The sequence below is a fragment of the Serratia sp. BNK-17 genome (assembly GCF_048684935.1).
Taxonomy (GTDB): domain Bacteria; phylum Pseudomonadota; class Gammaproteobacteria; order Enterobacterales; family Enterobacteriaceae; genus Serratia; species Serratia nematodiphila.
Genome location: NZ_JBLQTR010000001.1, coordinates 3,325,868 through 3,339,798, shown reverse-complemented (window position 1 = coordinate 3,339,798; position 13,931 = coordinate 3,325,868). Strand labels below are relative to the sequence as shown.

The window sequence follows — 13,931 nt, the reverse complement described above, 5'->3', positions numbered from 1 at the left end:
TTTTAATCTATGGCTAAGTTTGTCTATGTCTGAAACAAGTTCCGTTCATTCTCTTCCCATGCGCTATGCGGACTTCCCCACGTTAGTGGACGCGTTGGATTACGCGGCACTCGGTAATACGGGAATGAATTTTTACGACCGTCGCAATCAACTCGTGACCGTTCTCGACTATCGCACGCTGCAGCAAAAAGCGATCGCGGGCGCGCGGCGTTTATTGTCCCTGAAGCTCAAGAAAGGCGATCGCGTGGCGCTTATCGCCGAAACCAGCCCGGGCTTCGTCGAAGCCTTTTTCGCTTGCCAATATGCCGGCCTGGTGGCGGTGCCGTTGGCGATCCCGATGGGCGTTGGCCAGCGCGACTCCTACACCGCCAAACTGAAAGGGCTGATCGCCAGCTGCAACCCCGCGGCGATCATCAGCAGCGAAGAGTGGACACCGCTCATCGCGTCGGCCACGGAAAACACGTCGGCGATGCACATCCTCAGCGACGCGGACTTTAACGCCTTGCCAGAACCGGAAATCGCGTTGCCGGCGCCTTCGCCCGACGATATCGCCTATCTCCAATACACCTCGGGCAGCACCCGCTTTCCGCGCGGCGTGATCATTACCCAGCGGGCGGCCATGGCGAACCTGAACGCGATCAGTCGCGACGGGATCAAGTTGCGCGCCAGCGACCGCTGCGTTTCGTGGCTGCCCTTCTATCACGATATGGGCCTGGTCGGTTTCCTGCTTACGCCGGTGGCGACCCAGCTGTCCGTCGACTACCTGCGCACGCAAGATTTCGCCATGCGCCCGATGCAGTGGCTGAAACTGATCGCCAAGAATCGCGGCACGGTGTCCGTCGCCCCGCCGTTCGGCTACGATCTGTGTCTGCGCCGCAGCAACGCCAAAGAGCTGGCCGATCTGGATCTTTCCAGCTGGCGGGTTGCGGGCGTGGGCGCCGAGCCGATCCCGGCCGAGCTGCTCGCCCAGTTTGGCGAACACTTCAGCAGCATCAACTTCGACAGTAAAGCCTTCATGCCGTGCTATGGCCTGGCCGAGAACACCCTGGCGGTGAGTTTTTCCGACCCTTGCTCCGGCCCGCAAACCAACGAGGTCGACCGCGATATTTTGGAATACGAAGGTAAAGCGGTCGCGCCGGGCAAGAAGACCCGCGCCGTCTCGACCTTCGTCAACTGCGGCCGTGCGCTGCCCGGCCACCGCATCGAGATCCGCAGCGAAACCGGGCAACCGCTGCCGGAACGTCAGGTCGGCCATATCACGATTTCCGGCCCCAGCCTGATGAACGGCTATTTCTGCGACGATGAGTCCCAGCAGCAGATCCAAGTGACCGGCTGGATGGACACCGGCGATCTCGGCTATCTGCTGGACGGCTATCTGTACGTCACCGGCCGCAAGAAGGATTTGATCATTATTCGCGGCCGCAATATCTGGCCGCAGGATATTGAGTACGTCGCGGAATCCGAACCGGAAATCCGTTCCGGCGATGCGATTGCCTTCGTGACCGAAGAACACGACGAAGCGGCCAGGATCATTTTGCAGATCCAGTGTCGAGTCAGTTCGGAAGAACGCCGTGAACAAATCGTGCATTCGCTGAGCGCGCGCATTCAAAGCGAGTTCGGCATCGCGGTGGACATCGAGCTGCTGCCGCCGCACAGCATTCCCCGCACGTCGTCGGGCAAACCCGCGCGCGCGGAGGCCAAGAAACGCTGGCTGAGCGCTTCGCTCTACCCGCAAATGCCGCAGCTGGCCGGTTTCGCGCAATGAGCGGCACCGTGGCAGTGACGGGCGCGACCGGCTTTATCGGCCGGCATATCGTCCAGGAACTGCTGGCGCAAGGGTTTAGCGTGCGCGCCCTGACGCGGCAAGCCGGAAAAGCCGCCGCAGACAACCTGCAGTGGATCCCCGGCGCGCTGGAAGATCGGCCCTCGCTCACCGAATTGGTGCGCGGCGCGGAGTGCGTCGTGCATTGTGCGGGCCAGGTGCGCGGGCATGCGGAAGCGGTGTTCACCCGCTGCAACGTCACAGGCAGCCTGAATTTGATGCAGGCGGCCAAACAGAACGGCCGCTGCAATCGCTTCTTGTTCATGTCGTCGCTGGCGGCCCGCCATCCGGCGCTGTCCTGGTACGCCCATTCAAAACAGGCCGCCGAGCAGCAACTCATCGCCGCCACGGGCGATATCGCGCTGGGGATTTTCCGCCCAACGGCGGTTTACGGGCCCGGCGATAAAGAGCTGAAACCGCTGTTCAACGGCCTGCTGCGCGGCGTGCTGCCCCGGCTGGGCGCGCCTGACGCCAGGCTCTCTTTTCTGCACGTGAGCGATTTGGCAAAGGCGGTCAGCCAATGGGTGCAAACCGAACCCGCGCAGCCGAATATTTACGAACTGTGCGACGGCGTGGCCGAAGGCTATAACTGGCTGCGCCTGCGGGACATCGGCGCCGCCGTGCGTCACGGGCCGGTGCGTCTGGTGGGCATTCCGCTGCCGCTGCTGAAAGCCCTGGCGGATATCAGCGTGGTGTGGAACCGCCTGGTAAAAAAAGAGCCGATGCTGACGCGCAGCAAAATACGCGAATTAACGCATCGCGACTGGTCCGCCAGTAATCAGGCGCTGTCGCAACAGATTAATTGGTTTCCACAGGTGAGTTTGGAACGCGCGCTGCGTGAAGGGCTGTTTTAATTATTCCAAGTAGAGGTGTGTCAACGTTCTTATGCTAAATCGCGATGCTGTAATGGATTATATCCTGACGTGTTTGCAAGGTATCGTCGAAGGCGGAGTGGAAATAAAACCTGATAGCGATCTCGTCAATGATCTTGGCCTGGAATCCATCAGAGTCTTGGATCTGCTGATGATGCTGGAAGATGAATTAGATATCTCCATTCCTATCAATATATTGCTTGATGTCAGAACGCCTGAGCAACTGCTTGACGCGCTGCGCCCTTATCTGGAGAAAAACCATGGGACTGTATGATAAGTTTGCGCGGCTCGCCAATGACCGTGAACAATTTCAAACGTCCGGTCTGAATCCGTTCGGCACCTGTATCGACGAAGTGTATTCCGCCACCCAGGGGCGCATCGGCGATCAAAAGATTGTCCTCGCCGGCACCAATAATTACCTTGGCCTGACGTTCGATGCGCAGGCGATCGCCGCCGGCCAGGCGGCTCTGGCCGCGCTCGGCACCGGCACCACCGGCTCGCGCATGGCGAACGGCAGTTACGGATCGCACCTGACGCTGGAACGGGAGCTGGCGGAATTCTTCGATCGCCCGAGCGCCATCGTGTTCTCCACCGGCTATACCGCCAACCTGGGCGTCATCAGCACGCTGGCGGGACCGGGTGCCGTGGTGCTGATCGACGCGGACAGCCACGCGAGCATTTACGACGCCTGCGCCCTCGGCGGCGCGGAAATTATTCGCTTCCGCCACAATGACGCCGCCGATCTGGAGCGCCGCATGGTGCGCCTGGGCGAACGCGCCCGCGAAGCGATCATTATCGTGGAAGGCATCTACAGCATGCTGGGCGACGTCGCCCCGCTGGTGGAAATCGTCGACATCAAGCGGCGATTGGGCGGGTATCTGCTGGTCGACGAAGCGCACTCCTTCGGCGTAATGGGCGAGCACGGCCGCGGCCTGGCCGAAGCGCTGGGCGTCGAGCAAGACGTGGATATCATCCTGGGCACCTTCAGCAAAAGCCTGGCTTCGATCGGCGGCTTCGCCGTCGGCGGCAAGGGGATGGACGTGCTGCGCTACAGCAGCCGGCCGTATATCTTTACCGCTTCGCCGTCGCCGTCCAGCATCGCTTCGGTGCGCACGGCGCTGCAAAAAATCGCCCGCCATCCCGAGCTGCGGGAAAAACTGTGGAGCAATGCGCACCGCCTGTACCACGGCCTCGCCGAGCTGGGCTATACCCTGGGGCCGCGCATCAGCCCGGTGGTGCCGGTCATGATCGGTTCAAAGGAAGAAGGGTTGCGTTTCTGGCGCGAGCTGATCGCCCACGGCGTCTATGTGAACCTGGTGCTGCCACCGGCCGCGCCGGCGGGCGTGACCCTGCTGCGCTGCAGCGTCAATGCCGCGCACAGCGATGAAGAAATCGACACCATCGTGCGCGCCTTTGCGGCGCTGAAAAAATAAAGCCTTTCCTTCTCGGCCGCGGCGGCGGTGCCGAAAATGGCCACGCCGCCCTGCCGAATCGATGCGCACCTCAGTGCGCAGCCGTTGATACCCCATCAGCCGAATAGCGATACCCCTGCGCCGCCATAAATTCCGCGATGGCTTTTTCCGCCGCCGAAAGCACCTCCTCGATCGGCCGATCGGCATCGAGATCCACGATGTCGGCGCCTTCGAACGTCAATAGCGGCGTGACGGCGATCTTCTTCTCCAGCGCCGCTTTGCGGTGATCGGGTTTGCGCGCGCAGGCCACGTCCAGACTGACATTCAGCTTGAGCACCAGATCCGGTTTTTGCCCCGCCATCCATTGGAACGCCGCCCGTTCACGCGCCGCCAGCCAACGGACGAAACGGCTGCCTTCAACGTCGACGGGAAAAACCGTGCCGTCGTAAGCGCCAGGGATCTGCGCCTGCGGAAAACGGTCGGTCAACACGATGAACCCTTGCCGGCGATACGCCAGCATGCGGCGAAAACGCAGCAGCCGCCGCCCCACGAAAGCGATGATCACCGCCGACGGCAACAGGCCAATCCGGGATTTTTTCGTTTTGACTTTTTTGGTATTGCTCTCGATAGCCTTGCCCACCGAGCGCCCGAGCAGCGGCAATTTCGCCGCCGCGCGCCCGACGTTGCCCGCCTGTTTGCCCAGATGCACCTGCACCGCCGGGCCATAATGTTTCACATACTCGATCAGATGTTCACAAACGGTGGACTTACCCGATCCGTCGCTGCCGATAACCGCAATCAGCGGCGGAAATTTTGCACTCATAATAAGACTCTCTTTCAATACACCAGAAACGGCGTGCCATATTTGAAGCGAACGATCGCTTATCATTGCCGCGGTGGCTGCGTGAAAAAAAATTTGCCATACGCAGCGCCAAAAAGCACAAAAGATTAAGCGAAAATTGAAAACCTCTGCTCTTTTTTCGCCGTGAGCCATGCCGAGAATTAACATAAAAAGCGAAACCAACCCACGCACGAACAATTAGCACAAAATAACAAGAACAAACGCCATGAATATCAATTCAAATAACGAAAAAGAATACCGATCTCATTATTTTATCGCAGCAAAGCACAATAAATATCTTGAACCCAAGGCGTATTGGAATACAATAGTTTTTTTCGCATTGGATCAATTATTGTGAGTCAGCAGATAAGACCTTCATCTGATCGCTCGCCCGTGCGCGTAATAGCGATAACCGGCTGTGACGGCTCGGGAAAATCCACGTTAGCCGCCAGCCTTGTCAACGCTTTATCGGCACAAGAACCTGCCGAACTGCTGTATCTCGGCCAGTCTTCCGGGCGTATTGGCGAATGGATCAGTTCGCTGCCGATTATTGGCGCGCCCTTCGGGCGTTATTTGCTGAAGAAATCGGAACGCGTGCATGAGCGCCCTTCCACACCGCCGGATAATGCCACGGCGCTGGTGATATTTTTACTCTCCTATTGGCGCGTTTATAAATTCCGTCGCATGCTGAAGAAAAGCCGCAGCGGCGCATTACTGATCACCGATCGTTATCCGCAAGCCGAAGTGGCGGGGTTTCGTTTCGATGGCCCGCAGCTGGCGAAAACCGCCGGCGGCAATCGCTGGATCCGCTGGCTGAGAAAGCGCGAACAAAACCTGTACCAATGGATGGCGTCTTATCAGCCCTTATTATTAATTCGGCTGGATATTGACGAACAAACGGCCTATTCACGCAAACCCGATCACTCGCTGGCGGCGTTGCGTGAAAAGATCGCCGTCATCCCGCACCTGACGTTTAACGGCGCTAACATATTGGATTTAGACGGCCGCGAACCGGCCGACCGTATTTTCGACGCATCGCTGCGCGCCGTTAAAATATCGCTGAGGGCCGCCAATGCCTAGCCGACAAATAACCTTTCCGTACCGAAACAGATGAAAAAAAATAAACTCACCGCCGAACAGGATACCTCTCCCACCTGCATCACCGGGCTGATTGCCGTGGTGGGCAGCGACGGCACGGGCAAGTCCACGCTGACCGCCGACCTGGTGAAAAACCTGCAGCAACATCGCCCCACGGAGCGGCGCTATTTGGGGCTGATCTCCGGCGAAGACGGCGACAAAATCAAGCGTTTGCCGTTCATCGGCGTGTGGCTGGAACGGCGCCTGGCGGCCAAATCCGACAAAACCCAGCGCATGAGCAACAGGCCGCCGGCGCTGTGGGCGGCGCTGATCATGTACGGCTTTTCGCTGTGGCGTGCATCCAACCTGCGCAAGGTGCGGCGGTTGGCGCAGAGCGGCGTTCTGGTGATCAGCGATCGCTACCCGCAGGCGGAAATCTCAGGTTTTTACTACGATGGGCCCGGCATCGGCGTGGAGCGTGCAAAAGGGTGGCTATTAAGCCGACTGGCGGCGCGCGAACGCCGTTTATATCAACGCATGGCCGTCTATCGGCCGGAGCTGATCATTCGCCTTGATATCGACGTCGATACGGCCTTTTCCCGCAAGCCCGATCACAGTTACGAAGAGCTGAAAGACAAGATCGCCGCCATGGTGCGCCTGCAATACAACGGCTCGCGCATCATCGAGCTGGACGCCAGAGCCCCTTACGACGAGGTGCTGAGCAATGCGCTCAACGCCATTTCCGCCGTGGTGAACCCCGCGAAGCGCCCGCAGAGCGATCTCGGGCAACCCGGCGAGAACGCCGGTAAAGAAACTCAGGTTTATTAAACGAATACAGGGCAAACGCATGACTGCGGAATACAAAATGCAGCAAAACAACGATAACGGCTGGTTTGGGCTATGAAACGGTGGTTTTCCGACGGCGCGTTTCGTTCCATTTTACGTAATGCCGCCTACCTGGGCTCCGGCAGCGTCGCCAGCGCGCTGCTCGGCCTGCTGGCGCTCTCCTGCGCCGGTAAAGGCATGTCGCCTGAAATGTTCGGCGTGCTGGTGGTGATTCAGGCCTATACCAAAGCGGTCAGCGATTTCATCAAATTCCAGACCTGGCAGTTTGTGGTGCAATTTGGCACTCCGGCGCTGGAGCATCAAAATACCGGGCGCTTCCGCGACGTCGTCGCCTTCTCCTTCGGCCTGGATATCGCCAGCGGCGTCATCGCCGTGCTGGGCGGCATGATCATGCTGCCGTTCTTGTCTCACGCTCTGGGGCTGGACAGCAAAAGCTTCTGGCTCGCCATGCTGTACTGCACCCTGATCCCATCGATGACCTCGTCCACGCCGACCGGCGTGCTGCGCGCCTTCAACCGCTTCGATTTAATCGCCATCCAGCAGGCGATCAAACCGTTCCTGCAGGCGGTGGGCAGCGTCATCTCCTATTATTTCGATCTGGGGTTCCCCGGCTTTATCGTCACCTGGTACGCCTCTAACCTGATCGGCGGCACGCTGTTTTGGTGGTTCACCGCGCGCGAGCTGCGCCGCCGCGATATCCATGGCGCGCTGAGGCCGCGCCTGTTCAACGTCGCGCGCCGCATCGAGGGCGCCTGGAACTTCGTCTGGACCACCAACATCGCCCATACCATCTGGGCCGCCCGCAACTCCTGCACCACCGTGCTGGTGGGCGTGGTGCTCGGCCCGGCCGCCGCCGGGCTGTTCAAGATCGCCATGACCTTCTTCGATGCGACGGGCACCCCGGCCAAGCTGCTGGAGAAAAGCTTCTATCCCGAGATCATGCGCCTGGATCCGCGCACCAAGACCCCGTGGCTGCTCGGCCTGCGCTCTTCGCTGCTGGCCGGCGGCATCGGCCTGGCCGTTGCGGTGTTGATGTTGCTGGTGGGCAAGCCGCTTATTTCCGCGGTATTCGGGCAGCAATACCTGGAAGCCTATGACCTGATTCAAATCATGCTGGGCGCGATCATAGTCTCCATGATGGGCTTCCCGCAGGAATCCTTACTGTTTATGGCAGGCAAACAGCGCGCCTTCCTGATCGCGCAGGCGACGGCCTCGGCGGCCTACATTGCGCTGCTGGTGTCGATGGCGTATGCCTTCGGCGTACAGGGCGCCGCCTTCGCTTATTTACTTGGGCAATGTTTAGACGTTCTGTTATCCCTGATACCGACGATCGGCGCCTACCGCAATCGCTTTATGTTGGGGCTGAATGTGCCCAAAGAGAGTAATCAATGACCGCTAGCAATAATTGGAAAAAGTTCTCAGCCGAAACCACCCAGGCGCTGTTTGTCGCGGTGGAAGAGGACGACCTGGTTGAGGCGAATATCAGCCTGCCGCAGCAGATTGATCTGGAATGCTCCCCCGAGAGCATTCGGGACAACTACGCGCTGTGCCTGCAGTTTTGGGAAGACGGCTTTTCCCGCCGCGAGCTGCTGCAATTGGTGAACGGTTTCCTGCAAGACCCGCAGTTGGCGGCGGCTACCCGCATGCGCTACAAATATATCCGCGCCCGCTATAAGCACCTGCGCTTCGCCCAGCAGCTGTACGGCGCCCCCCACCGCGCCAACCGCCTGTTCCACACCACCACCGTGGTGCTCGGCCATTTTCAGGACGCGTTTCGCAACGGCAACCAGAAGAACCTGACGCTGTACGGCAACCTGCTGCGGCTGCTGCTCAGCAAGCCGGTGTGGTCTTACGTGCGCTATGCGCTGCGCCACACCCGGCTGGAAAGCGCACAGGGCTTTATCACCTACCGCCAGGAGCAAATGCGCCAGCTGCAAACGCTGATCGCCGGCCCAGCGCTGACCGGGCATCAGTTCCATGACGTGCGCAAAATCGTCAGCCGCCAGGTCTCATTCTATGACACGCTGAGATCGATCGATCCCGACAACCGCGAGGCCCGGCAGATCTCGCGCTTCCTGGCGGCGATTAACGGCCTGATGGGCGACCGGCATGACGTGATGGTGGCGGACAAGCTGGCCGGCGGCGATATCTATGATCGGCCGGCGATCCTGGATATCGACATCCGCCAGCGCCTGGAGCTGCTGCTGGCGCGTTTTCCGCTGTCGTTTTCCCAGCCGGCCATCGCGGCGGGCAGATAAGCGGGTTGCACGGAGCCATGATGACGTTACGTCGCTTGCTGACCCTTGCGCTGCTGCTGTCGCCGCTGACGGCATCTGCGCATAACTTCGTGCATGGCCGGCCGGTGGCGCCGATCGCCATCGCCGATCGCGGCGAGCTGCTGCTGCGCAACGGCGATTTCAGCTACCGGCCGTGGAACAGCGCAAAACTGGCGGGCAAGGTGCGGGTGATCCAGTACATCGCCGGGCGCACCTCCGCCAAAAAGAAGAACTCGCTGCTGATCAACGCCGTTAAGGACGCGAACCTGCCGGGCGATCGCTTCCAACCGACCACCATCGTCAACACCGACGACGCGATACCGGGTTCCGGCTTCTTCGTGCGCGGCAAGATCGAGAAAAACAAACGGCATTACCCCTGGGCGCAATTCATCGTCGACAGCGACGGGCTGGGGCGCATGGCCTGGCGGCTGCCGGAGGAGAGCTCCACCATCGTAGTGCTGGACAAGGCCGGGCGCGTGCAGTGGGCGAAGGACGGCGCACTCACCCCGCAAGAAGTTGACCAGGTGATCACCCTGCTGCGCGCGCTGATCGCGCAGGAGACGCCATGAAGCGCACGCCGCCGGGAACCGATAACGCATGTCTTTGATTGAACGCTATATCACGGTTGAGATCCGCCGCCTGGTGATGATGATCGCCGGGTTTCTGATCTTCATGTTCGCCAGCTACTCCGCTCAGCGCTACCTGACCGACGCCGCCAACGGCACGCTGGCGCTGCGGGTGGTGGCCGACGTGGTTTTCTATAAATCGCTGATCGCGCTGGAGATGATATTGCCCGTCGCGCTGTATGTCTCGGTGGCGGTCGCGCTGAGCCAGATGTACAGCGATGCGGAGATCACCGCCATGCTGGCCGCCGGCGCCAGCCCGCTGCGGCTGTACAAGGCGGTGCTGATACTCGCCGTGCCGCTGGCGATAGCGGTCACGCTGCTGTCGCTGTATGGCAGGCCCTGGGCGTACGCCAATATTTATCAGCTGCAGCAACAGTCGCAATCGGTGCTGGACGTGAGCCACCTGCAGGCCGACAAATTCAACGTCAGCGGCAACGGCCGCATGATCCTCGCCAGTCACGTCGACAAAACGGCCAACCACCTGACGGACGCCCTGATTTATGTGCGCGGCGGCCATCACACCAACCTGTACCGCGCGCAGTCGGTGGAGGTGCTCGACGCCTCCCCCGCCAGCCCCGCCGTGCGGCTGAAAACCGGCACCGCCTATGTGCTGGATCGTGAGGGCGCCGACGACAACGGGCAGAACTACGACAACTTCGACATCGCGCTCAAACCGTTCGTGCCCAGCGCCGAGAGCCGGCACAAGTCGGCCTCGCCGGCGGAACTGGCGCGCTCCGCCGATCCGGGCGACGCAGCCGAACTGCAATGGCGCGAGAGCCGCGGGCTGACCACCGTGCTGATGGTGCTGCTGGCGATCCCCTTTAGCCGCATCAAGCCGCGGCAGGGGCGCTACGCCGCGCTGCTGCCCCTCACGGTTCTGTTTACCGTGATTTTCTATGGCGGCAACATTTGCCGCACGCTGGTGGCCAACGGCTCTCTGCCGACGATCCCCGGCGTTTGGCTGGTGCCGATAGCGATGGCTGTCGGCATCGCCCTGCTGCTGGCGCGCGACCTATCTCTGCTGCGGAAAACTGCCCGATGACTATTTTTAGCCGCTATCTGATCCGCAACGTGTTCATCGGCTTCGCCGCCGCGGCCGGGCTGCTCATCCCGCTGTTCACCACCTTTACGCTGATCAACGAGCTGGAGGACGTGACCCCGGGCGGCTACCGCTGGCAGCAGGCGCTGCTGGTGACCGTGATGACCCTGCCGCGCAGCCTGGTCGATCTGGGGCCGTTTATCGCGCTGCTCGGCGGCATCGTTGGGCTGGGGCAGCTCTCCAAGAACCTGGAGCTGACGGCGATCCGTTCCGCCGGGATGTCGATATTCCGCATCGCGCTGGTGATGCTCGCCGCCGGGCTGCTGATGAACCTCTCGCTCGGCGCCCTCGATGAATGGGCCGCCTCGCCGCTGCAGCAACGCGCGCTGCAAATGAAGAATAACGCCCTGGCGCAGTCGAATAATAACGACGTTACCGTTAACCCGCTGTGGGCGCGGCGCGGCAACGAGTTTGTGACAGTGAAGACCGTCGATGAGAACGACCAGCCCCACGGCATTGAGATCTTCCGTTATCAAGCCAACCGCGCGCTGGAGTCTTACATTTACGCCGACAGCGCCAGCACCGCCGCCGACGGCAGCTGGCTGCTGCACAACGTGATGCAGAAAAGCTGGCAAGGCAGAAAGGAGACGATTGCGCGACAAGACAGCCTGCTCTGGCGCTCACTGTTCGCCGTGCCAAGCCTGAAAGAGCTGACCCTGCCGGCAGGCAGTTTCTCGCTCCAACAGCTGGATCGCTATATCGATTACCTGCAAGGCTCGGGGCAACCCAGCACCGAATACCGCCTGGCGCTGTGGAAAAAACTCGGCCAGCCCCTGCTGGTGCTGGCGATGATTTTGCTGGCCATCCCGTTTACCTTCACCGCCCCGCGCGCCCCCGGCATGGGCAGCCGGCTAGCGCTTGGCGTCATCATCGGGCTGCTGACCTACATCGCTTACCAGATCGTTCTCAACCTGGGGTTGCTGTTCGCCCTCAACGCGCCCTTCACCGCCCTCGCCCCGCCGCTTTTGCTCCTGGCGTTGGCGCTGGCGCTGGTTTATCGGTTTGACCGGCGGGGTTAAGCATTTTCTGAGGTTGATAAGGGATAAGAAGAGAATCGCAATTTCCATTCCAGAGAAAACATCACGCACTCACCTGCTCGCGATTTTTAAGGATGTTAGTTAATGGCAAAGATAGCTGTTTGTATACTGACTTTTAACTCCTCTCGTTTATTACACGAGGTGCTTTCTCCACTCATGGGCATTGCGGATGAGTGGATTGTGGTGGACTCCGGCAGTACGGATAAAACGCTGTCTATTTGCCAAAGCTTTGGAATAAGCCCTATTTATCATCGTTTCGAGACTCACGGACGGCAAATGAACTTTGCGATTTCTCAAGCTCATCATGACTGGGTGTTGTGCCTGGACAGCGACGAAATCCTTGATGCCGAAACCATAGCATCCATTTTAAAATTCAAAGCGCAGGAAAACCCACCGCCACAGCAAGCCTTTAGAATCAAAAGGAATTGGTTTGTTCTCGGACAGCCAGTCAGAACGATTTATCCCATCTCCTCACCGGACTACCCCGTTCGGCTGTTCAATAGAACGCAGGTCAGGTTCAATGATGCTCCGGTAGATGATGCCGCTGAAGGCTATATTCACACGTCGGTCATTCCCGGCAATGTTAAGCACGATACCTTTTACTCTCTCCATGAAATATTCAACAAGCTCAATAGCTATACGACAAGGGTAGTAAAATACAGAAACATTAGGCCCTCGATATTTCGTGGCGTCGTTAGCGCGATCGGCGCATTTTTCAAATGGTATGTCCTGAGCGGCGCATGGAAGGAAGGCAAAGTCGGCGCCGTCACTGGGTTTTATGCCGTAGCCTACAGTTTCCTGAAGTATTTTAAATCCTGGTATGGCAAAGATTGATAATGTTAAGGACAGAAACAGGGGCGTTTCCCCGCCGCTACTGATCCTGGCGTTGGTTTATCGATTTGAGCGGCGAAGTTAACACCCTACAGCAGCCTTTAGAAAACAAGAACTTTCCGGTTAATAGTTGGCCGGCTTTACAAATTGGCCTGAGCCGTTATTATCCCTTATTTGGTGTCCTATGCGCCGTTAGCTATCGCTAACTGCCGTTCGATAACATGCCCCCTCAGGGCTCGATCGAGTGCAAGGAGTGCGAGCGCCCGCCTGAACAGGCCAAGACGCAGCAAGCAAAGGAAGAGACACACTATGTTTTCCAGTTTGAAACTGCTGTATATCGCCGATGATATTATTTCACCTGATGATTGAAGATCAGAAAGACGAGGATGTCGCCACTATCAGGGGGAGAATATGAGCAAATTGATAATGGCAATAGCGCTACTGTTTACTGTCCTCATGGTGCAAGGATGCAACAAAAGCATGGAATATGAGCCACAGGATTTTTTTGAAGGCCGGCAGCTGGAAGTCGCACAGCTAATTTATGATGGCGATGAAGTGAAACTGAAAGAAAAGCTTCCTTCAATAAGTAAGCAAGAACTGAATCGACCGGTTAAGGCGGACATGACCCTGCTGTTTTGGTCGGTGCTAAACTCAATCTATGATAAAAACACGCCAAAAAGACTGAGGATTATTACTGATTTGGTTAAAGCGGGTGCAGACCCGTTGCAGCCCAGACCGGAAGGGGGAAGCAGTCCAGCTGAGTTTGTCCTGCAGGGCGATAAAGACGTCTGGATAAAAGCAATGTTGGATGGTGGGTTACCACCGAATCCTAGAGATAAAGTTCATAACGAGCCAATTATATTCGAAGCATTAGACGCGAAAAACACTGAAACTTTAAAGGTGATGTTGGATTATGGTGCGGATATAAACACAAGAGATTCATTGGGAAACACCTTGTTAATAAGCTCACTGGATTCTCATTCATTTGACCATACGATTCTTTTGTTAGAGAGAGGTGCAGATAGTAAAATCAAGGGTAAGTTTGGTTGGACTATGGGTAATCAGCTTCAGCGCTTTATAGATAGAGGGGTAGGCGATGCCGAGGATAAGGAGAAAATTAACAAGATAAAAGAGTTACTAATTAAAAACGGTGGAGACTGGCCTCCTCTACCTGTAGAGAATTGAGACTCCC

14 protein-coding genes are annotated in these 13,931 nt (G+C 58.4%); 13 read left to right on the top strand and 1 reads right to left on the bottom strand.

Annotated elements, in window-relative coordinates:
• Positions 1–25: 25 nt before the first annotated feature.
• Genes ACMGF7_RS15850 through spt form a run of 4 tightly spaced genes read left to right on the top strand, consistent with a single transcriptional unit; the run spans position 26 to position 4,127 of the window.
• Positions 26–1,765 (top strand): fatty acyl-AMP ligase, encoded by a 1,740-nt coding sequence (locus ACMGF7_RS15850; protein WP_420286509.1) that lies wholly within the window; start codon positions 26–28, stop codon positions 1,763–1,765.
• Positions 1,762–2,676, top strand: a complete 915-nt coding sequence (locus ACMGF7_RS15845) for an NAD-dependent epimerase/dehydratase family protein (protein ID WP_004935535.1) — start codon at positions 1,762–1,764, stop codon at positions 2,674–2,676. Before ACMGF7_RS15850 ends, ACMGF7_RS15845 begins: the two co-directional genes overlap by 4 nt.
• 31 nt (positions 2,677–2,707) lie before the next feature.
• Complete coding sequence (locus ACMGF7_RS15840) at positions 2,708–2,968, top strand: acyl carrier protein (protein ID WP_015378483.1); 261 nt, start codon at positions 2,708–2,710, stop codon at positions 2,966–2,968.
• Complete coding sequence (spt, locus tag ACMGF7_RS15835; RefSeq protein WP_004935542.1) at positions 2,955–4,127, top strand: serine palmitoyltransferase; 1,173 nt, start codon at positions 2,955–2,957, stop codon at positions 4,125–4,127. The genes ACMGF7_RS15840 and spt overlap by 14 nt, the downstream gene beginning before the upstream one ends.
• Positions 4,128–4,197: 70 nt before the next feature.
• Here the strand turns inward: spt and ACMGF7_RS15830 are convergent, their stop codons facing one another.
• Positions 4,198–4,929 (bottom strand): ATP-binding protein, encoded by a 732-nt coding sequence (locus ACMGF7_RS15830; RefSeq protein WP_015378484.1) that lies wholly within the window; start codon positions 4,927–4,929, stop codon positions 4,198–4,200.
• Positions 4,930–5,301: 372 nt separating this feature from the next.
• Between ACMGF7_RS15830 and ACMGF7_RS15825 the strand changes: the two genes are divergently transcribed.
• From ACMGF7_RS15825 to ACMGF7_RS15785, 9 genes are all read left to right on the top strand, one after another.
• Entirely contained in the window at positions 5,302–6,027 is a 726-nt protein-coding gene (locus ACMGF7_RS15825; protein WP_033632594.1) for a lipoprotein, read from the top strand.
• 30 nt (positions 6,028–6,057) lie between these two features.
• Positions 6,058–6,852 carry a hypothetical protein gene (locus tag ACMGF7_RS15820; protein WP_049242475.1) on the top strand — a complete coding sequence of 265 codons (795 nt, stop codon included), beginning with the start codon at positions 6,058–6,060 and terminating at the stop codon, positions 6,850–6,852.
• Between the two features lie 72 nt (positions 6,853–6,924).
• On the top strand, positions 6,925–8,262 hold the full coding sequence (locus ACMGF7_RS15815) for a lipopolysaccharide biosynthesis protein (RefSeq protein ID WP_197763387.1): 1,338 nt from the start codon (positions 6,925–6,927) through the stop codon (positions 8,260–8,262).
• Positions 8,259–9,128: a hypothetical protein gene (locus tag ACMGF7_RS15810; protein ID WP_016927024.1), complete on the top strand. Its 870-nt coding sequence runs from the start codon at positions 8,259–8,261 to the stop codon at positions 9,126–9,128. The genes ACMGF7_RS15815 and ACMGF7_RS15810 overlap by 4 nt, the downstream gene beginning before the upstream one ends.
• A 20-nt stretch (positions 9,129–9,148) precedes the next feature.
• Positions 9,149–9,715, top strand: coding sequence for a YtfJ family protein (locus ACMGF7_RS15805; RefSeq protein ID WP_049242478.1), 567 nt, complete (start codon positions 9,149–9,151; stop codon positions 9,713–9,715).
• 28 nt (positions 9,716–9,743) lie between these two features.
• Positions 9,744–10,814 (top strand): LPS export ABC transporter permease LptF, encoded by a 1,071-nt coding sequence (gene lptF / locus ACMGF7_RS15800; RefSeq protein ID WP_049242479.1) that lies wholly within the window; start codon positions 9,744–9,746, stop codon positions 10,812–10,814.
• On the top strand, positions 10,811–11,890 hold the full coding sequence (gene lptG / locus ACMGF7_RS15795; protein WP_197763382.1) for an LPS export ABC transporter permease LptG: 1,080 nt from the start codon (positions 10,811–10,813) through the stop codon (positions 11,888–11,890). The genes lptF and lptG overlap by 4 nt, the downstream gene beginning before the upstream one ends.
• A gap of 102 nt (positions 11,891–11,992) precedes the next feature.
• Positions 11,993–12,742, top strand: a complete 750-nt coding sequence (locus ACMGF7_RS15790) for a glycosyltransferase family 2 protein (RefSeq protein ID WP_049242484.1) — start codon at positions 11,993–11,995, stop codon at positions 12,740–12,742.
• A 408-nt stretch (positions 12,743–13,150) separates the two neighbouring features.
• Positions 13,151–13,924, top strand: coding sequence for an ankyrin repeat domain-containing protein (locus tag ACMGF7_RS15785; protein ID WP_197763380.1), 774 nt, complete (start codon positions 13,151–13,153; stop codon positions 13,922–13,924).
• Positions 13,925–13,931 lie beyond the last annotated feature (7 nt).

Coding starts and splice junctions, on each gene's coding strand:
- ACMGF7_RS15850 (WP_420286509.1), top strand. CDS start 26: ATGTCTGAAACAAGTTCCGTTCATTCTCTTCCCATGCGCTATGCGGAC.
- ACMGF7_RS15845 (WP_004935535.1), top strand. CDS start 1,762: ATGAGCGGCACCGTGGCAGTGACGGGCGCGACCGGCTTTATCGGCCGG.
- ACMGF7_RS15840 (WP_015378483.1), top strand. CDS start 2,708: ATGCTAAATCGCGATGCTGTAATGGATTATATCCTGACGTGTTTGCAA.
- spt (WP_004935542.1), top strand. CDS start 2,955: ATGGGACTGTATGATAAGTTTGCGCGGCTCGCCAATGACCGTGAACAA.
- ACMGF7_RS15830 (WP_015378484.1), bottom strand. CDS start 4,929: ATGAGTGCAAAATTTCCGCCGCTGATTGCGGTTATCGGCAGCGACGGA.
- ACMGF7_RS15820 (WP_049242475.1), top strand. CDS start 6,058: ATGAAAAAAAATAAACTCACCGCCGAACAGGATACCTCTCCCACCTGC.
- ACMGF7_RS15815 (WP_197763387.1), top strand. CDS start 6,925: ATGAAACGGTGGTTTTCCGACGGCGCGTTTCGTTCCATTTTACGTAAT.
- ACMGF7_RS15810 (WP_016927024.1), top strand. CDS start 8,259: ATGACCGCTAGCAATAATTGGAAAAAGTTCTCAGCCGAAACCACCCAG.
- ACMGF7_RS15805 (WP_049242478.1), top strand. CDS start 9,149: ATGACGTTACGTCGCTTGCTGACCCTTGCGCTGCTGCTGTCGCCGCTG.
- lptF (WP_049242479.1), top strand. CDS start 9,744: ATGTCTTTGATTGAACGCTATATCACGGTTGAGATCCGCCGCCTGGTG.
- lptG (WP_197763382.1), top strand. CDS start 10,811: ATGACTATTTTTAGCCGCTATCTGATCCGCAACGTGTTCATCGGCTTC.
- ACMGF7_RS15790 (WP_049242484.1), top strand. CDS start 11,993: ATGGCAAAGATAGCTGTTTGTATACTGACTTTTAACTCCTCTCGTTTA.
- ACMGF7_RS15785 (WP_197763380.1), top strand. CDS start 13,151: ATGAGCAAATTGATAATGGCAATAGCGCTACTGTTTACTGTCCTCATG.